This window comes from Gordonia crocea (assembly GCF_009932435.1).
Taxonomy (GTDB): Bacteria; Actinomycetota; Actinomycetes; order Mycobacteriales; family Mycobacteriaceae; genus Gordonia; species Gordonia crocea.
Window position 1 is genome coordinate 17,046 of record NZ_BJOU01000001.1, and the last position, 16,898, is coordinate 33,943.

General features: G+C 68.8%; 18 protein-coding genes. 8 read left to right on the top strand and 10 right to left on the bottom strand.

Going from position 1 to position 16,898, the window contains the following annotated elements; all coding sequences use genetic code 11:
• Positions 1–13: 13 nt before the first annotated feature.
• Positions 14–781, bottom strand: a complete 768-nt coding sequence (locus nbrcactino_RS00085) for a vWA domain-containing protein (protein ID WP_161925513.1) — start codon at positions 779–781, stop codon at positions 14–16.
• Between the two features lie 143 nt (positions 782–924).
• On the opposite strand from nbrcactino_RS00085, the gene nbrcactino_RS00090 reads away from it, so the two are divergent.
• Together nbrcactino_RS00090 and nbrcactino_RS00095 are read left to right on the top strand one after the other, a co-directional pair.
• On the top strand, positions 925–2,046 hold the full coding sequence (locus tag nbrcactino_RS00090) for a hypothetical protein (protein WP_161925514.1): 1,122 nt from the start codon (positions 925–927) through the stop codon (positions 2,044–2,046).
• 256 nt (positions 2,047–2,302) lie between these two features.
• Positions 2,303–3,307, top strand: coding sequence for an IS481 family transposase (locus nbrcactino_RS00095; RefSeq protein ID WP_161925515.1), 1,005 nt, complete (start codon positions 2,303–2,305; stop codon positions 3,305–3,307).
• Here nbrcactino_RS00095 and nbrcactino_RS00100 read toward each other — a convergent pair.
• Genes nbrcactino_RS00100 through nbrcactino_RS00125 form a run of 6 tightly spaced genes read right to left on the bottom strand, consistent with a single transcriptional unit; the run spans position 3,304 to position 10,129 of the window.
• Complete coding sequence (locus nbrcactino_RS00100; RefSeq protein WP_161925516.1) at positions 3,304–5,103, bottom strand: protein kinase domain-containing protein; 1,800 nt, start codon at positions 5,101–5,103, stop codon at positions 3,304–3,306. The genes nbrcactino_RS00095 and nbrcactino_RS00100 overlap by 4 nt on opposite strands.
• Positions 5,100–5,879, bottom strand: a complete 780-nt coding sequence (locus nbrcactino_RS00105; RefSeq protein WP_161925517.1) for a PP2C family protein-serine/threonine phosphatase — start codon at positions 5,877–5,879, stop codon at positions 5,100–5,102. Before nbrcactino_RS00105 ends, nbrcactino_RS00100 begins: the two co-directional genes overlap by 4 nt.
• The gene (locus tag nbrcactino_RS00110) at positions 5,876–6,421 is read right to left on the bottom strand and encodes an FHA domain-containing protein (protein ID WP_228460583.1); all 546 of its coding nucleotides are present in this window, start codon (positions 6,419–6,421) and stop codon (positions 5,876–5,878) included. Before nbrcactino_RS00110 ends, nbrcactino_RS00105 begins: the two co-directional genes overlap by 4 nt.
• On the bottom strand, positions 6,418–7,071 hold the full coding sequence (locus tag nbrcactino_RS00115) for a 4Fe-4S single cluster domain-containing protein (RefSeq protein ID WP_161925518.1): 654 nt from the start codon (positions 7,069–7,071) through the stop codon (positions 6,418–6,420). The genes nbrcactino_RS00110 and nbrcactino_RS00115 overlap by 4 nt, the downstream gene beginning before the upstream one ends.
• Positions 7,068–8,945: an AAA family ATPase gene (locus tag nbrcactino_RS00120; protein ID WP_007320646.1), complete on the bottom strand. Its 1,878-nt coding sequence runs from the start codon at positions 8,943–8,945 to the stop codon at positions 7,068–7,070. Before nbrcactino_RS00120 ends, nbrcactino_RS00115 begins: the two co-directional genes overlap by 4 nt.
• Positions 8,942–10,129 (bottom strand): hypothetical protein, encoded by a 1,188-nt coding sequence (locus tag nbrcactino_RS00125; RefSeq protein ID WP_161925519.1) that lies wholly within the window; start codon positions 10,127–10,129, stop codon positions 8,942–8,944. The genes nbrcactino_RS00120 and nbrcactino_RS00125 overlap by 4 nt, the downstream gene beginning before the upstream one ends.
• 214 nt (positions 10,130–10,343) lie before the next feature.
• Here nbrcactino_RS00125 and nbrcactino_RS00130 point away from each other — a divergent pair, with 214 nt between their 5' ends.
• From nbrcactino_RS00130 to nbrcactino_RS00135, 3 genes are read left to right on the top strand one after another with little or no spacing between them, the layout of a single operon-like run.
• Positions 10,344–11,363: a hypothetical protein gene (locus nbrcactino_RS00130; protein WP_161925520.1), complete on the top strand. Its 1,020-nt coding sequence runs from the start codon at positions 10,344–10,346 to the stop codon at positions 11,361–11,363.
• 40 nt (positions 11,364–11,403) lie between these two features.
• Positions 11,404–11,532, top strand: a complete 129-nt coding sequence (locus tag nbrcactino_RS18310; RefSeq protein ID WP_267130390.1) for a hypothetical protein — start codon at positions 11,404–11,406, stop codon at positions 11,530–11,532.
• A complete protein-coding gene (locus nbrcactino_RS00135) occupies positions 11,522–12,661 on the top strand; it encodes an SLC13 family permease (RefSeq protein WP_161925521.1) in 1,140 nt (379 codons plus the stop codon). Before nbrcactino_RS18310 ends, nbrcactino_RS00135 begins: the two co-directional genes overlap by 11 nt.
• A 142-nt stretch (positions 12,662–12,803) precedes the next feature.
• Here nbrcactino_RS00135 and nbrcactino_RS00140 read toward each other — a convergent pair whose 3' ends face one another.
• On the bottom strand, positions 12,804–13,424 hold the full coding sequence (locus nbrcactino_RS00140) for a helix-turn-helix transcriptional regulator (protein WP_161925522.1): 621 nt from the start codon (positions 13,422–13,424) through the stop codon (positions 12,804–12,806).
• A gap of 393 nt (positions 13,425–13,817) precedes the next feature.
• Between nbrcactino_RS00140 and nbrcactino_RS00145 the strand changes: the two genes are divergently transcribed.
• Positions 13,818–14,126, top strand: a complete 309-nt coding sequence (locus tag nbrcactino_RS00145; protein WP_007320637.1) for a hypothetical protein — start codon at positions 13,818–13,820, stop codon at positions 14,124–14,126.
• 40 nt (positions 14,127–14,166) lie between these two features.
• On the opposite strand, the gene nbrcactino_RS00150 is transcribed toward nbrcactino_RS00145, so the two are convergent.
• Together nbrcactino_RS00150 and nbrcactino_RS00155 are read right to left on the bottom strand one after the other, a co-directional pair.
• Positions 14,167–15,321, bottom strand: coding sequence for a DUF6745 domain-containing protein (locus tag nbrcactino_RS00150; protein WP_161925523.1), 1,155 nt, complete (start codon positions 15,319–15,321; stop codon positions 14,167–14,169).
• 4 nt (positions 15,322–15,325) lie between these two features.
• The gene (locus tag nbrcactino_RS00155; protein WP_161925524.1) at positions 15,326–15,712 is read right to left on the bottom strand and encodes a DUF8820 family protein; all 387 of its coding nucleotides are present in this window, start codon (positions 15,710–15,712) and stop codon (positions 15,326–15,328) included.
• A gap of 194 nt (positions 15,713–15,906) precedes the next feature.
• Between nbrcactino_RS00155 and nbrcactino_RS00160 the strand changes: the two genes are divergently transcribed.
• Positions 15,907–16,353: a hypothetical protein gene (locus nbrcactino_RS00160; protein ID WP_161925525.1), complete on the top strand. Its 447-nt coding sequence runs from the start codon at positions 15,907–15,909 to the stop codon at positions 16,351–16,353.
• 127 nt (positions 16,354–16,480) lie between these two features.
• Positions 16,481–16,891 (top strand): hypothetical protein, encoded by a 411-nt coding sequence (locus tag nbrcactino_RS00165; RefSeq protein ID WP_161925526.1) that lies wholly within the window; start codon positions 16,481–16,483, stop codon positions 16,889–16,891.
• The last annotated feature ends 7 nt before the right edge of the window (positions 16,892–16,898 follow it).

The following is a 16,898-nucleotide window of genomic DNA, read 5'->3' on the forward strand; positions in this document are numbered from 1 at the left end:
CGACGCCACATGTCTATCCGGTCGCCTCGTTGAGGCCGGCGGCGATCGCGTCGTCGTCACGGAAGGCGTCGGCGAGTTGCCGCATGAAGTCGTCGATGTCGTCGTCGTCGTCGCTGGCGCTGGTCCCGGCCAGCGCGCCGTTGCCGACCATCTTGATGATGGTTCCGAGGAAGTTGCTCATCGCAGCGGCGATCGCGTCGGCTGAAGTCTTCTCCGGGTTGTCGCGACACACGACGGCGAAGCCCTTGGGGCCGGTAAACGGGGTGAGGTCGGCGAGGGTGACGTCGTTGCCGACGCCGAACATCAGGATCCGCGGCGCCCAACTCGGATCTGCCATCAATGCGTCGAACGCGGCCTGACGGTCGTCGGCCTTGCAGTTCGGATCACCATCGGTCAGAAAAAACACGACCGGTCGCAACACGGCGTCACCGTCGGCCTGCAGCCGGGCGAAGTCAGCGGCAAAGGTAGTGCGCAGAAGATTGAACACCGCGGTGTAGTTCGTCCGACCGCGCGGTTCAAAATCGACGGCGACATTCGCGTCAGCGAAGCCGAGCGGGGCGACCACCCGCGCATCATCAGCCATCGCGATGTAGCTGATGCGCACCTTCGCGCGCAGCGCCGGTTCTTCAAGCGCCGCGGTCTGGACGTTGGGGATAATGTCGCGCACCGCATCGATGCGCGGCGGATCGCCGGCGCGCATGCTTTGCGAGGTGTCGAGCACCATGTACACCGGCAGGCGCTTGCGCGCGTCGGCGTTGGCCTTGTCGAGACTCACCACCATTGTGTTTCACTCCTTCGCAGGTCCTCGGCGAGACCCGATTCCCAAACCCTAGCCAACAACGACGAACATCGACGTCACCTGAACGGGGTAATTCATCGCACCGAGAGAGAGTTTCTCTACCAATGTCTGGAAGGGTGGACGCGGTGAGTGCCCTCCACATCGCAGTAGTCGATCCGGCCGGGGTCGACGACTTCGATTGGCCGGCATTCCGCGATCGGTGCGGAGACGGATTCACCGGGGTCGTGGTCATCGACGGCAAGTCGGCAAGGGCGATCCTCTCCGGTATGCGGGCCGCGCAGGCGCCGGTGAACCTGACACTGCCGCCCATGCAACCCGGCGGCCTCGACGACGGGGTGGGTCTGCGCCGCGACTTGCTGCACATGATCGGCGCGACGAGTGCGTCCGCGACGGCCATCAGTGTTTACGGCACCGCCACAACCCGCGACCATCTGAACGACCTGAAGTCGCTTCCCGACACGACGGTGTCCTTCATCAACGGATCGGGCAGTGTGGCGCCGGCCGCGAGCAAACCGACCGCGAACAAGGCGGTGTCGACGAGCGGATCGAATGCGGATCGTCCGAACACACCCAGGCCTGGTGCCCGACCCAAATCCACCCGACCGTCGACGCCGGTCACGGTCAAGAGCAACACCAACTATCGCACTACCGTCGGCCCCAACAAGGGCGCCGCAGCGAAGAGCGGCGCCAAACGCACGAGCGGGAAGAAGCGACGCACCACATCAAGCTCCACAGCGAAGGCCCAGGCGAGTGCGTCATCATCGACTGGTCTTCTCCCACCCGGCTTCTCGATGGTGCTGCCGCTCAGTGGCGGACTCGCACTGTTCTCCGGAATCGTCCGGGCAATCACGATCTGTCCGTTCGTTGGTATGTTCGGCGCCGACGCACCGCACGGAGTCGCCTCAGCAGCCTTCTTCGTCGCCGCGATCCTCCTGATCCCGATGCTGGTTCGCCTCATTGACGACATCTTCGGGCTCTACCGCAAACTCTCCGTGTACTCATTATTCGTCGGCGGCCTCGCGGCCCTCCTCGCCCCAATAGGGTTCATCACCCAATGGATGGCCAACCACGACCCGGGATGGGGAGCCGGGTTGCCGTCAGCGTTCACCGCACCCTTCGGTTGGTTCGCCGCCCCGGGCCAATGGCTGGCGTCAACCGCGCCGAGCTGGCTGTTCTGGATCATCTACGTGATCTGCCTGCTGGCCTTCTGGACGGTCAGCCTCTACACCGTAGAGGATGATGCGTAGGCCGCTGGTTTCTCATTCTGAGGTCGGTGGCTTCAGATGGGCTGCTGATGCCCCCCTGGTCCCGACCAGACCACCGGAGAGCAGCGATCACCCATCGTGTGAGACTTCGGCGGCGACTGTCGTTGAACCATCCCTGGGCCACCGACCTCCTGCGCTAGCTGTACTTCCCCGACACGTTGTGAACATCTGAGGTAAGACGAAGACCTCCGGGCAGGATGTGGGTTACCACACTCACCATCTAGCCACGGAGGTCTTCGTGACTCACGCTAACGCACCTTTGACGCCGGAGGGGCGTCGACGTCTTGCTTCACTCGTGGTGGACCAGGGCTGGTCACTGCGGCGCGCTGCCGAACGGTTCCAGTGTTCACCGGCCACAGCCAAGCGGTGGGCCGACCGCTACCGCGCCGGCCAGGTGCTGACCGACCGCAGTTCCCGACCCGCCCGTTCACCGGCCCGGCTGCCCCGCCGCACCGAACGGCGGATCATCTGCCTGCGGTACACGCGCCGGTGGGGCCCGCATCGGATCGCCTATCACCTGGGTATCCCGCGTTCGACGGTCGGCCGGGTCCTCGACCGCTATCAGATGCCGCTGCTGGCCAATATCGACCAGGCCACCGGACTGCCGGTACGCAGACCGAAACCGAAACGGTACGAGGTCGGCCGGCCCGGCCAGCTCGTGCACGTCGACATCAAGAAACAAGGCCGAATCCCCGACGGCGGCGGCTGGCGTGTGCATGGTCGCGGATCGGCCGCCGACCGTACCGCCGGTGTGGCCCGCGACCGGGCAGCACGCTCGGGAGCACCGGGCTCGCGTGGCTACCGCTACCTACACCACGCCGTCGATGACCACTCCCGGGTGGCGTACTCGGAGATCCTTGATGACGAACGCAAGGAGACCGCGGCCGGCTTCTGGCGGCGGGCGAACGCGTTCTTCGCCGAGCACGGCGTGAGGGTGACCGCAGTGATGACCGACAACGGCTCCTGCTACCGCTCAACGATGTTCGCCGAAGCACTGGCCGACGCCGGGATCAAACACAAGAAGACCAAGCCCTACCGGCCACAGACGAACGGGAAGGTCGAACGCTTCAACCGGACCCTGGCCGCCGAATGGGCCTACGCGAAACCCTATGCCAGCGAAGCCGAACGAGAAGCCGCCTACACCGCATGGCTCCACCACTACAATCACCACCGACCCCACACCGGGATCGGCGGCCAAGTCCCCTCAGACCGCGTACACAACCTCACGGGGAAGTACAGCTAGCCACGGATTTCCCGGAACCAGTCGACCTCGGCCGCCCCCGGATGGGCGTCGATGTTGCCGCGCAGCGCGGTGACCACCTGCTCGGCCGCACCGGCCTTCGCCGCGAGTGCCGGGCCGTAGACCAGACGTGCGAGGACCCGCTTCTCCGTGGTGCCACGGTCGGCGTCAAAACCACCGCCGCCGGTGAGCCGCTGGAGCTGGCCGTTGTCTCGGATCATCTTCTCGCTGGCCGCCGCGACCCCGTGCGCATCGGCATCCACCGCGGCGAACCCCGGCCGCTGCGGACTCTCCAACGCGCCGATCAACCCGGTGCCGTGCAACTCGGCGACGACCTCGGCCGCGACGTCGTCGGTGGTCGCGGCAACGCCGAGACGCGCCAGATCGGCGCGGCCGTTCAACGCGAACCCGCGGTAGACGAGCTGTTGCTCCGGCGCGATCTGCGCCAAGAAATACACGGCCCGCAAATGCGGCGGCCACGAGTTCTGGTACCGCGAGAACGGCCATGCTTCGGCGCCGAACTCCGCCTGCACCCATCGGATGAACTGTTCGGCGCCCTGGCCGCTGAGGCTGCCGGCGAATCCGACGGGGTCCGCCGTCGCGGCCACGCCGATCTCGTCGAGGGTGTAGAGGCTGCCCGATCCGGGAAAGGCGTACGGGTCGCGGGCCCGGGTCTTCGGCTGGCCGTCGGCCCCGCCGGAATCCGGTTGCAGCGCTTCGCCGTCCACCGTCGGCGAACCGCCGTCGATCCATGTCATGACCTCGCCGAACCCCCAGCGCCGGGCGGGGGCGCGGGTCAACAGCCCGGTCAACAGCAGCTTCCACCGGACGCGCTCCGACTCGCTCATCCAGTCGACGCCGTCGAGTGCGTCCAGCGAGATGCTCTCGGTTTGCAGGTTGTATTCGATGGTCGTGTCGCTGAACCGCCGGCCGTCGGGGGTGGTGAAGTAGTCGCGGCCCACCAACACGCGGAACATGATCATGCCCACGCTCCACCAGTCGGCCTCCAACGAGGACTGCACCAACGCGCCGGGTGCACTATAGGCCAGCGTCCCCTTGCCGTTGTTGGTGACCCGCGAGCGGTTGGTCATCGCGACGCTGATCCCGAAGTCGGTGAGGACGATGTCGAACGGGGCGACGGTGCGGACGAGCACGTTCTCCGGTTTGATGTCGCCGTGCACCAGCCGTACCCCGCGGTCCGGTTCCTGGATCGCGTGGAGCGCGGTGGCGATCTCGTGCAGCACCGACAACCCCTGGGTGTGGTTGGCGACGCGCCCGTCCGGGCGGCTGTCGAGGAAGTCGACCAGGGTGCCCGGCGCGCAGTACTCCATGACGTCGTAGTGGCGGCCGTCGGGATCCTTGGCGCGCCGGTAGACGACGACGGCGTGCTCATAGGGGAACTGGGCGGCGAACTCGTGGGTGGCGAACGGAATGGCGAACTCGGGCTCGTAGCCGTGCGAGTACACCTTGACCGCAAAGTGCTCGCCCTGCTCGATCAGCCCGGTGTTGTCTACGCAGAGATACACCGTCCCCTCCCCGCCCTGTCCCAGCGTGCGGATCGGGGTCAGGTGTGGGTCGAGGGCCGACGGCAGCACGGTGACCCGGGTGTTCGGCGCGCCACCGGCGGTGGCGCCGAAGGCGTTGTCGAGCCGGGTCCCGGGCGCCGAATCGGCGAACGCGTCCAACCGGGTGCCGGCCGGCGCTCCGTCGAGGCTGGTGGGCGCCGGTTGCGCGGCACCGTCGAGCCGGGTCGACCGGGGCTCGTCGCCGGTGTTGTCCAGTCGCGTCGGATCGGTCATCGCGAGAACCCTTCTGTCAGCGGCCCGGCGGGCGGTTGCGGAGTGCGTCGGGGCGGGGCGAGGCGCAGGTGGACGGCGGTCGCGTTGTCGCCGCCGCCCCCGGCCAACGCCAACTCGACCAGCCGGTCGGGCACCGAGCGCGGCGAGTCGGTCCGGGTCAGCTCCGCTTTGACGGCGGCGTCGTCGACGTAGTCGGCGATGCCGTCGGAGCACAGCACGATGCCCGCCTCGTCGACGACGGTGTCGTAGGCCGCCGGCTCGAGGACGCAGCGTTGACCGCCGCCCAGCGTCTGCGTCAGATTGCCGGTCTGGGCGGATCGGTGGTCGATGGTCAGTTGCGCCAAGAACCCCGACTCCATGCGGTAGGCCCGGGCGTCGCCGACGTTGACGATCAGCACCTCGCCGCCGGGCGCGATGTACGCGCCGACGACCGTCGTCCCCAGCCCGCGGTACTCGGCCGACGTTTCGGAGATCGTGTTGATCTCGTCGGAGGCCTGTTGCAGCAGCGCGGCGGCCGAGGCCCGGTCGAGGGCGGTCGCGTCGTCGACGGTGGTGCACCGTTGGGCCGCCAGCACACTGGCCCGCTCGCCGCCGGCGTGTCCGCCCATCCCGTCGCAGACCGCGATCGCCTGCGGGCGGTCGAGCGGCAGCGTCAGGTAGAGGGTTCGCGCCTTGTCGCCCTGCAGGGCGAATCCGTTGATGCCGACGGCATCCTCGTTGTATTCGCGCACCAGCCCGGTGTGCGAGGCGACGGCCACCCACAGCGATCGGATCACGGTGTCCCCCAATCCAATCCGAGGGGTACGTCGGCGGCCAGGCGCAGCGCCTGCCCGGGGTGGACCTCGTACTCCGCCCCCGACTCGATCCGGGTGCCGTTGACGAACGTGCCGTTGGACGACCCGAGGTCGGTGACATACACGCGCCCGCCCGCGTAGCGCAGCGCCGCATGGATGCGCGAGACGTTGTCGAACCCACTCTCGGGGGCGAACAGATCCGCATGCGGATAGTCGGGGCTGCGGCCCAGGCCGACGGTCTCCCCGTCGGCGATCGTGATCGTCCGGGACCCGACGGTCAATCGCAGCGGAGCCACCACCGCCGCCGGCTCGGGCACGGGTGCGGGTGCGGGGGTCGGCGACACGACCTCGGTGACCGGTTCGCCCTTGCGGAGCGAGACCCGGCCACCCGGGGCCGCCGGGGCCGCCGGGGCCGGGTCGGGCGCCGGCCCGGCGTCGACAATCCAGTCCGAACCGCATTCGCGGCACTGCGGGGTCAGCTGCGGGTCGCCGGTGTGGCCGCGTTTGCACTGGGCGCTACTCATGTCAGCCACGACCTCCGACCCAGGGTGATCCCGTCGGCCGCCAGGGCGGTCTCGAGTTCGGCCAAGTCTCCCGGCCGCGGGATGCCGACCATCCAGATACTGTCGTCGTCGACGTGCAGGCCGATCGTGTCGCGCTGGTGCGCCAGGTCGGCGTCGACGCGGCCGTACCGCCGCCGGCCCAGCGCCGTCATCGGCGTGACCACCTGGTTCGACGAGCCGCGCAGCGCCAGCGTCGCGTCGACGCGGTCGGCGAGGAACGGCTCGCTGATGACGACGTCGGCCAGGCCCGCCAACCCCGGGACGAGTTCGACCGCTTCGGCCAGCGATCGGCCCGTGTAGACGAGGACGTCGAGGTCGTCGCGCCGTCCGCGCAACCGGTCGATCCCGGCGAGCAGCTCGTGCAGGGCCGCCGGCTGATCGGTGGGCTCGCCACCGGAGATCGTGACGCCGTGCGCCGACGGCAGGTCGGCCGCAATCCGGTCGAGGACGGCGTCCACCTCCACCGCGTCGTCGGGCCGGGCGGGCCAGGTGTCGCGGGAGACGCACCCGCGGCAGTGCACGGTGCAGCCCTGCACCCAGACACCGATCCGCGTCCCGTGACCGAGGTTGGTCACCGGGAAGTGGATGCGCGACAAGTCGATCCGGGTCATCGGAGCACCACGCTCCACCCCTCGTCGGAGTTCACGAACTCCTCGAGCACGACTGCCGGCGGCACCTGGTCGTAGGCGAACAACGCCCGTGCGAGCGGGTTGATCAACATCGACTCGACGACGTTGCCGACGCCGCGGCCGCCGAAGTCGAGGTTGGCGCACGCCGCCTGCGTCAACGTCGCCAGGGCCGCATCCGAGACGGTCAACTCGGTGCCCGGGGACTCCCGGACGCGGTCGACGATGTTGGCGACGAACTTCGCCACCAGGCGCGCGCCGATCTCGTCGGCGATGAAGTCGAAGACGACGATGTTGTCGCCGATCCGGTTGAGCAGTTCGGGCCGCCCGATCTCCTTGGTGAAGTGCTCCTGCACGGCCGCGCGGATGGTGGACTCGACCGTCTCGTAGGGCGCACCCCGCTGCACGACGGGTCGACGCACCCCGTCCGGACCGGTCACGTACACGCCGAGGTTGGACGTGAACACGATCAGCGCCTCGGAGAAGTGCACGGTCGACCCGTTGCCGTCGGTGAGCCGCCCGTCCTCGAGGATCTGCAGGAACTTGTCCAAAATCCGCGGGTGGGCCTTCTCCACCTCGTCGAACAAGATGAGCCGGAACGGTTGTTGGCGGATGGCGTTGGTGAGCTCGCCGCCGGCGTTGTGTCCGATGTATCCGGGCGGCGCGCCGATCAGTCGGGCCTCGGCGTGCTCGGAGGAGAACTCGCTCATGTCGAAGCGCAGGAACGCGTCCTTGAGTCCAAAAACGAGTTCGGCCATCGCCTTGGCGAGTTCGGTCTTGCCCACGCCGGTCGGCCCGGCGAAGAACAGCACGCCCTGCGGACGGTTGCTCGAACTGGTGGTCTGGGCGCCGGTCAGCCCCATCGACGACCGGATGAGGATGTCGGCGGCTTTGCGGATCGCGGCGGGCTGGCCGAACACGCTGGCCGACAACCGTTCGGTGGCCTCCTTGAGCTTCGATTTGAGATCGCCCTCGTGCCACGGGTTGTCCGGGATGCCGACGCGGTAGGTGCGGATCGCGTCGTCGATGTCCTGGGCGGTGATCCCGCGGTCGATCGCCAGGCGGTTGACCTCGTCGATCGACCGCAGCGAGAGTCCCGTGGTCTGGCTCGCGTAACGGTCGACGACCTCCTCGGTCGCCTCGTCCAGCGGTGCGGTGAACGGGATCGGCTCAATCCCCGGCAGCGAGTTGATCAGCGCCCGGATGCGCCGGCGCCGGTCACCGTGCGACGGCATGGGCACCGAGACCACGCGCATGAGGTCGCTGCCGACGAGCCAATGCGGCAGGTCGCCCTCGCGGTCGAGGAGCCAGAAGACCGAGTTGTACAGCGGGCTCCGGTGCGGGCCGTCGACCGAGTTCCGCGGTGCGCCGAGCATCATCGCCTCGGCGGTGACGAGCAGGTCGTGCATCGGTTCCTCGACCGCCTCGGGGTCGACGCGCAGCCGCGACGCGCCTTCGATGATCAGGCAGCACGGCGACGGCGATTGCGCGACGGCCCGGACCAACTCGCGCAGGACCGCCAGCGGCCCGGCGTCGTCGCCGGCCGCGGATTGGGCCTGGCCGATCAGGCCGGTCGCGACCCCGCCGCCGTCGAGGACGGCCCGTCCGCCGCCGGACCGGTCGAAGACGACGAGGTTGGTGTGCCCGGCGGTGACGAGCATCTGCTCGACGGCCTGGGCCACGGTCACCGGGGTGAGCGGCGGTCCCTGCGGAAAGTCGGGGTTGGGGACTGGGACGAGGTCGCGGATGTTGCCGCACACCGCGATCTGTGGGCTGGCCGCCAGCGCGACGTCGGCCTCGCGCAGCCACGTCGGCGTCTGCGCGGCCCACCCCGCGACGTCGGCCTGCCCGGAGGTCATCGGCCCGCCCCCTGTTGGCGCGGCCGACGCTTGCGGGCGGGCCGACCCGCCTTCTCAGCGGTTCCGCCGGTCGACGGAACCGTCGCCAGACCCGGGATCCGTTTCGCCGGCACCAGTCCGGCGGGTTGCTTGCGGACCCGGCCGGGGGTGATGCCGTCGGCGGTCATCGCCTCCAGCAGCTCCGGCAGGGCCTCGCACAGGGCATCGTCGGCAGCCTTGTCCTGGGCCGGGGTCGTCGCCTGTCCGTCGGCGACGACGGACCGGATGTCGACCTCGTCGCCGACGCTCACCTGCACCGCGTGGCCGTCACCGGCACGTCGGGCGACCAGCGAATCGGGCGTGTCGAGCCCGACGTCGACGGTGGCGTAGCCGAGTTCGCCCAGGGAGGCGCGCAGCGAATCCAGGACGGCGCGACGGTCGCGCTCGCGTTGTTCGTCGGCCGCCTGCGTCCGGGCGAGCACAGCGATCTGGTCGAGGGCGGCGGATTCGTCGGCGCCACCGTCGATCGACGCCTCCACCCGGTCGAGGCGCTGGCGCAGTGCCGCCGGGCGCAGCAATGCGCCCACGGCGGCCCGCACGGCACCTAGTTGCGACAGCTGTGCCTGGCGGTGTTCCCGCGTGCGGGCCGCCCGGGCGATCGTCGACGACAGTTCCGACAGGCTCATCGCCGCCTCGGCGGCGGTGCTGGCGGTCGCGGCGCTGCGGGCGGCGCGCTCGACCGCGGCGTCGACGAACGCGGCCGCCCGCAGGCGATCAACCACCTCACGGCGATGCGCGCCGACATCGAAAGCCGGTGCGGCATCGCCCGGTTCGGCTTGACTGGCCGGTGATGCTTGACTGCCGGCGGCCCGGCGCGCCGCGTCGTCTTGGGCCGCGATCTGGTCGAGACCGGCCGAGATGTCGATGGCCACGGCCCGCCCCGCGCGCTCCACGAGGGCGGCGTTCAACACCTCCTCGGCACCGACGATCTGCTCCTCGAACCGGGCGCACACGGCCTCGACGTCGTCGGCGGTGTCACCGGGCGCCTCGGGCACCGCCACCGCCGGGACCGCTACCCCGTGGGCCGCGGCGCGGCGGGCGAGGTGGTCGCACCGCACCCGCAGTCCCTGCCAGCGCGCGCGTGCCTCCTCCAGGCGCCGCCGGGCTTGGGCGAGTTCGTACTCGATCCCTTTCGGACCGCTCACTGCCACCCTCCTCCTGCCCCGGCCTGCAGCGTCCACCCTAGGCGAGGAGGCGGCCGGGATTCGGGGACAAACCGGTAAAGGACCCAAAGAGGTGAGTAACCGCTTGGCGACCGCGCCAGGCCCGCCTTCCCTGGCCCGATCGGGTGATAATCCCCGTCGTTGGCGCTTGTCGGGCCCCGGGTTGGTATAGAACGAGATTCGAAAGGGGTTGACCGTGGACGACGAGGAACTGAGCCGTTTGATCGCGGCGTCTGCCCTCGCCGCCTCCGCGGATGCCGACGCCACCGACGAGCGGGTGCGCCGCGAGCGCGCCGAGCAATCCGAACGCGCACGCCTCGAGGCGCAGCGCCGGGAGGCGGCTGCGCAGGCCCAGGCCCGGGCGGCCGAAGAGCGTGCCCATCGCCGCGCCGAATCGCTGCGCGGCCTGACCAAAGTGCTGTTCGCGGTGCCCTATTGCCTGGTGATCCTCGCCGGATTCGACTTGGAACACCCGTCCCCGTCTCTCGTCTGGTACCTGGTCATCAGTGTCGCGATCAGCGCGATCCTGGCCACCGCGGCCTGCTATTTCTCCGACCGGGTCCTGGGGCGGCCGCTGCGCTGGATTCTGGCGGTCTGTACCTCGCTCGGCTTCTCCCTCGGCTGGTGGCTCGGCGTCGCCGGCGGCTCACAGTTGTTCTTCCTGCCGATCCTGACCACGACGCTGGCCTACGCCGGTGCCGCCTGGCTGTCGAACAACACCCCGGCGGTGGCCACCGCCGGGGTGTTGTCCGCCTCCGCCAGCGCGAAGCTGCGCATCGCGAGCCGCGCGTCCTGGGCGGGTGTCCTCCTCGGCGGCTATCAACTCATGGCCAGCGCCTCCCCCACCCTGGCGCGCAGCGCCGACAAGTGGGCCCGACGCGAGGCGGGGAGTGTCTGGGGTTTCTGGCAGGCGGTGGTGTCCTGGTTCGGCGGGGTATCGCGCACCGACGACCTGGCCTGGTGGGTCATCCCGTGCACGGTGCTGATCATCGTGATGAACGTGTGGAAGTCGGGCCGGGCGCCATCGGGCGACCCGGATTCGGAGAACCGCTATTCCACCGCAGAGGCCGTCATCATCGCCGTCGCGGCGGTCGGATCCGTGTTGGGCATCCTGCACCAGTGGACCTACGTCATGCTGATCGTTGGCTACGTCGTCGTCTGGGTGGCATGTATCGGAATCGCTCTGGCCATCGTGATCGGCTGGTTCACGGGCTGACCCGTGACCGATCCACACAATAGAAGGGTGGGAGATCTCCATGACCGACCGGGTTGGGCACATCGGCTGGGGCGCGTTCCTGGACTGCCCGCACCTGGTGGTCGAGTGCTCACCCGGATCCTTCGCCCACCGGTACTGCGAGGCCAACGGCATCCACCATGTCGGCTGAGTCACCGGCGACTGCGCCGGGACTCGGCGGTTTCGTCAAGAGCCACCTGTTTCCGATCGTCGCGTCGGCGCTGGCGCTGGCCTCGTGCTTCGTCGTCCGTCCGTCGCGGGAGTACCTCCACTATTTCGAGCCCCGCACGCTCGTGAGCCTCTTCTGCTTCCTCGCCGTCGTCCGGGCGCTGGAAAGCGCCCACGTGATCAACGAGTTGGCCGAGGTCACGGTGCGGTGGCTGCGATCCCGGCGCGCACTCATCATCGGGTTGGTCTTCCTGGCGCTCGTCGCTTCGATGCTGATCACCAACGACATGGCGCTGATCGCTTTCCTGCCCCTGGCCTACACGGCGCTGAAGAACACCGGCAACCTGCGCTATCTGGCATTCACGTTTGTGATGATGGCCGTTGCCGCCAACCTCGGCGGAATGATCACCCCGTTCGGCAGCCCCCAAAACCTCTACCTGTACCAGCAGTTCCATATTCCGTTCCTCGAGTTCCTCCGGGTGATGTCACCACCGTTCCTCATCTCGGTGGTGCTGATCCTCGCCGTCTCCGCGGCGGTGCGGTCGAAGCCGGTGACCCCGTTTGACTCGGTCGGAACCGTTGACGTCCGTCGGGCCGTGCTGTACGCCTTACTCTTCGGCATCGTCGTCGCGATCGTGCTGCGCGTCGTCCCGGTGTGGAGCGGGGCCATCGTGATCGGTGCACTCCTCCTCGTCGACCGGGCCGCCCTCCGCTCCGTCGATTACGGGCTGATGCTGACATTCGTCGCATTCTTCCTGCTCACCGGCAACATCAAGCAGATCCATGCGGTGGATACCGTCCTGTCGGACGTGCTCGATGGGCGCGTCCTCGTCTTGAGCGCCTTGGCCAGCCAGTTCATCTCGAACGTCCCGACCGCTTTCCTGTTCGCCCCCTTCACCGACAACTACCAGGAGCTCTTGGTCGGGGTGAACATCGGCGGCGTCGGCACCGTCATCGCCTCCCTGGCAAGCCTGATCGCACTGCGCCACTACAACCAGTACCAACCCGGCGAGTCCCGCCGCTTCATGCGGATATTCTCGATTGTCAACTTCGGGTTTCTGGCGGTGCTGTTGGTATCGATGCAAGCCCTGTTCACATCGGGGGCATTCTGACCAAGCCCGGCCGGTTCGCCGGGCTCGAGCACCAATCCTGGCGCACCTACGAGCACGTCTCGGCGAGGCGTATCGGCGTACCGGGGTCGTCATCGACCCGTACGAGTCGAGCCCGCCGGAGGACCTTCCGCCCGTCCGGTGATCACGCACCGGAGGGGCGGACCGGACCGGTCTGCGCCCCCGGCAACGTGATCCAACCGTCGGCGACCATCTGCAACAGCAGCTGCGCCTTGTTCTGCGCCGGCCGTCCGGCCGCCTCGTATTTGGCCGCTACCCGCCGCTTGTGCGACTTCACGGTCGCCTCCGCGAGCGTGAACCGCTGAGCGGTTTCGGCGATCGTCGCGCCCAGCACGTACTCGGTGACGACTTCGCGCTCGCGGTGGGACAGGTGGACGAGGTCGCGCCGGGTGCCGGCTGCGGGCCCGACGGCATTGTGCAGGATCCGGCCGAGTTCGCTGGCCGCCGAGGATCCGCGCAACAGGTGGGTGCGCCCCACCCGCCGCGACGACTGTCCGGACGGGATGAGGACGACGAGTGGGACCGGCCGACCGGGCAGGTCCCGCGCGACCCGCGCCGCCATGAGTTCGTCGCGCACGATGACCACTCGCGGACGCTGGTCGGCAACGCCGTTCAGCGGGACGAGATCGGCGCGGTAGCCGCATTTCTCGACCAGTGCGGCGGCGGCGCAATCGAATGCCGATCCATCCGTGACGACGACCACGGGTGCTGCCGGGGTCGCGGTCCAATCGAGCGCTTCACTCATGGGGTTCCTCCTGTGGTTTCAGCGGCGGGCATACCGGTACCCGGAAGCCGTTTCCCCACACGAGTCGCCAGCGCGCGCGACGCGCGTAAGGTGATCGGTCATGCGAGGCGCTCGGAGTAGATTGCCGCGGCAAGAACATCTACTGCCATAGGAGACCCTCCCTCTCGCACCGGGATGGTCGGGTACGCGACCGGCACCCCTACCGCGACGACGCCCAACCCCAACGACTCCCCCGCCGGCCACCCCCTTGCCCGGCCGACCTCTTGCCCGTCGGTGGGGAAACGGCTAGTTTGGTGGATTCGCGCCCAGCGCGAATCGCGAGCATTCGCTCCTTCACCGACGCCCCATCCGGGGTGAGCTCTGCCCTGAGCCGTGTCCACACAAGGAGGAGAAATGAACAGCCACAACCCCGACGTCGTCGAGGACGCGATCGAGCGCCGCAAGGTGCGCGACCCGGAGATGATCCACCGGATCCGCTCGGAACTACTCCGGGCCGCATCGGGGGTGCACCGCCGCCGGCTGCGCGAGTGGGCCGCCGACGACGACGCCGAGTTCCCCACCGAGACGGAGTCGCAACGGATCGCGATCGTCGAGGTCGAACTGCTCATCCGCTCGCTCGGCAAGTACGCGGGGATCCCCGGCGAGGACCTGTTCACCGAGCCGTTGATCCGGATGCTGCACTCCCCGTTCGAATGGGAGTGACCGGCCCGCCCCGCACACCGCCACGGTGTGCGGGGCCGGCTCAGCGCCGCGCCTGCAGACCCCGATAGACCTCCGCCGATACCCCGTATGAATCGGCGATCGCCTCCACCGGATCGTCGAGATCGGCGCGCACCACGATGCCGTACCGCCGCGCACTGCCATCCCGCTCCAGTGACCCGTTGGTGCACAAGCAAACTCGGACGTCACGGGGGTAGGCCTCCAGAATCTCGTCGGGGAGGTCGTACAACTCCAGCCGATGCGGCGCGTTGCCCGGGTCTGGTGCCTCGGCGACCAGTTGGGCGCCGGCCCGGGTGAGGAACTCGCCCCAGCCCATGTGCTCGGCCGCGCACCGGCGCACCTCGAGGTTGCGCTCCGCCAGGATCCGGGCGACCGACCACGACTCCCCGTGGATCATGTCCGCCGGCACCGCGGTGCCGTGCCACGCGTACACCGCGTACCCGTCGGCGAAGATCAGGGCGGGCCCGTCCTCACCGTGCAGGCATCCCATGGCGTCGCAGCGGATCACCGTCGGACGCTCCACCACAACCACCGCACCGTCCATCGGCCACCAGCACCCGACCGCGGCGGTCAGCGCGGCGACTGCCGTCAACCGGCTGGTGTCACTGATCCCGGCGAACGTCGTCTCGCAGATCAGCCGGGCGAGCCACACCCCATCCCACCAGGCGCTCAGCTCGGAGCAGTACCAGGAGGCCAAGGGGTCGGCCAGCCGGTCTTCCTTGTGGACGACGGCGGCGGCATCGAGTTGTCGGACGATCTGGCGCCACATCGGCTGATCGAGTTCGGTTCCCTGGCCCAACCGCGCACGCGCGCCCAACGCCCGCCAGATCCGCTCGTCGAGCGTGCGCGAACCCTCGTCGAGCAGCATCCGCTCCAACTGGTCGTCGAGGTCGTCGCGGAGGTCCTTGCCCATGTGTGGTCCGAGGTGACGGTGATCGGCCGCCAACCGCATGACGTGTGCGATCCCGGCGACCGGCGAGTCCACCCGGGTGACCGTGCTCGGCGGGGAAAATCCGAATGCCTGGTAGACCCGGTCCACGAGATACCGCACGTCATGGCGGTCACACCGCTCGGTGGAGAGCACGCGCCGCTCCCAGAACTCGCCGATCCGGGCGGCGTACTCCAGTTGCTCCGCGCTCAACGCCCCGCGGGGCCCGATACCCCTCAGCTCCGTCATCGGCTCAGTCGAGGACGGGCCGTCCGATTTCGGCCTGACGGCGGATCTGATAGGTCCCCTCGCCGACGAGGAGTCCGCCGTGTTCCTCGTGGCTCAGGAACACCTCGGAACCGGCGGGCACGGTCAGCACACCCACGACCTTCACGTCGTAGTGCTCCCCCAGGCGCAGCGCGCGCCAGTAGGCGGGCCCGCACGGATGCAGGGTGTGGGTGTTGGCCGACGCCTCCGATTCGACGACGACAACGGTGCGCGGCATCTCCTCGGTCGCGGGCTCCTCGTCGTCGGCGCGGACCACCAGCACGTCTCCTTGCGCCCCGGCCGTGGTGATGATCGGGATCGTGGCGTCGTGGTCGAGGTGGTCGAGCACGCGCTTGCCGGTCGTTTCGACCATTTGGCCAATCGTCCACACCGTCATGTCAGGGTCCTTCCTGTTCCCGTGTGCGACGAGGCTAGCGATCCGCTCCGACATTGCGCGCCGCCCGATCGGACCAACCGCCGCCCTCACCCGATTCGGGTAGTCGCCTACTCGAGCCGGGGGCGCCCAGCGGTGTGACGCTCGATCCACCCCTGGAGAGGAGATCCCCGATGAAGACCGCAACGCCCCTGACCGTCGTCAGCTTCCCCACCCTGATCGCCCCTGCCCTGATCATCACCGCCCTGACCATCACCGCGCCGGCACCCGACGCCGTGGCCGCACCCCAGCCTCCCGGGGTGAAGGCCCTCGAGGTCGGGACAACCTCGGGGACGGGCGTGTACGGCATGGGATGCGAATACGGCGCGTTCGCGACGGTGGGGGCCAACGCCGGCTGGGTCACCTTCACCGAGGAATCGGCCTCCGGCGGCGACAAGATCGTTCTGGGCAAGGTCCGACCCCGCCACACCGACCACATTGCCGCCATCGAGTGGACGCCCAAGAAGCCCGGTTTGCGCCGCGTTACCGCGGTCCAACAGGGCTCGACCCGCGTCGCGACGACGCCGATCCTGCGCGCTGGCCCGTCGTTCCACCTCGGCCCGTTCTGCTTCGGCATCTAGCGCCGGTTAGTCCGTTTGGGGGAGATTTGCCGACCCACAGCGTTCTCCCAGCGATTTCGCGGGTTCGACTCATCGAAATGTCGCATCCTGTAGGTGGTTGACACTTTTGACCACCGAGGAGATCGATGTGAGAAGGACGACTGCCGCAGCGTGCGGAGTTGCCGCCGGCTGCGTTGCCGCGACCATGCTGACCGCCCCGACCGCATCGGCGACGGTCGTGTCGCGGGTGGGTCTGCCCTCCCCCGGTTCGTTCTCGAACTTCACCATCGGGTGCCGCTATGAGGCCCGGGTCAAGGTCAACGACGCCGCTACCGTCGTGCGGCTGGTCGAGAGCCGCGAGGGCAGCGGTCTGAAGACCGTCGTGGCCCGCACCATCCCCGCCGCCGACACCGCCGTTTTCGTGTGGACCCCGACGACCCCTGGTCGCCGGACCCTGCAGGCGGTGCAACCGACCCGGGGCCGTCTGGTCTACAGCCACCCGATCACCGTCACCGTCTCCCGCGGGATCACCGCCGCCGGATTCTGCTTCTCGATCTGATTTCCCG

Excerpts from the sequence above, each read along its gene's own strand:
- nbrcactino_RS00150 (WP_161925523.1), bottom strand. The coding sequence starts at position 15,321 with ATGACGGAGCTGAGGGGTATCGGGCCCCGCGGGGCGTTGAGCGCGGAG.
- nbrcactino_RS00135 (WP_161925521.1), top strand. The coding sequence starts at position 11,522 with ATGTCGGCTGAGTCACCGGCGACTGCGCCGGGACTCGGCGGTTTCGTC.
- nbrcactino_RS00100 (WP_161925516.1), bottom strand. The coding sequence starts at position 5,103 with ATGACCGATCCGACGCGACTGGACAACACCGGCGACGAGCCCCGGTCG.
- nbrcactino_RS00115 (WP_161925518.1), bottom strand. The coding sequence starts at position 7,071 with ATGACCCGGATCGACTTGTCGCGCATCCACTTCCCGGTGACCAACCTC.
- nbrcactino_RS00160 (WP_161925525.1), top strand. The coding sequence starts at position 15,907 with ATGAAGACCGCAACGCCCCTGACCGTCGTCAGCTTCCCCACCCTGATC.
- nbrcactino_RS00110 (WP_228460583.1), bottom strand. The coding sequence starts at position 6,421 with ATGAGTAGCGCCCAGTGCAAACGCGGCCACACCGGCGACCCGCAGCTG.
- nbrcactino_RS00155 (WP_161925524.1), bottom strand. The coding sequence starts at position 15,712 with ATGGTCGAAACGACCGGCAAGCGCGTGCTCGACCACCTCGACCACGAC.
- nbrcactino_RS00140 (WP_161925522.1), bottom strand. The coding sequence starts at position 13,424 with ATGAGTGAAGCGCTCGATTGGACCGCGACCCCGGCAGCACCCGTGGTC.
- nbrcactino_RS00120 (WP_007320646.1), bottom strand. The coding sequence starts at position 8,945 with ATGACCTCCGGGCAGGCCGACGTCGCGGGGTGGGCCGCGCAGACGCCG.
- nbrcactino_RS00145 (WP_007320637.1), top strand. The coding sequence starts at position 13,818 with ATGAACAGCCACAACCCCGACGTCGTCGAGGACGCGATCGAGCGCCGC.
- nbrcactino_RS00085 (WP_161925513.1), bottom strand. The coding sequence starts at position 781 with ATGGTGGTGAGTCTCGACAAGGCCAACGCCGACGCGCGCAAGCGCCTG.
- nbrcactino_RS18310 (WP_267130390.1), top strand. The coding sequence starts at position 11,404 with ATGACCGACCGGGTTGGGCACATCGGCTGGGGCGCGTTCCTGGACTGC.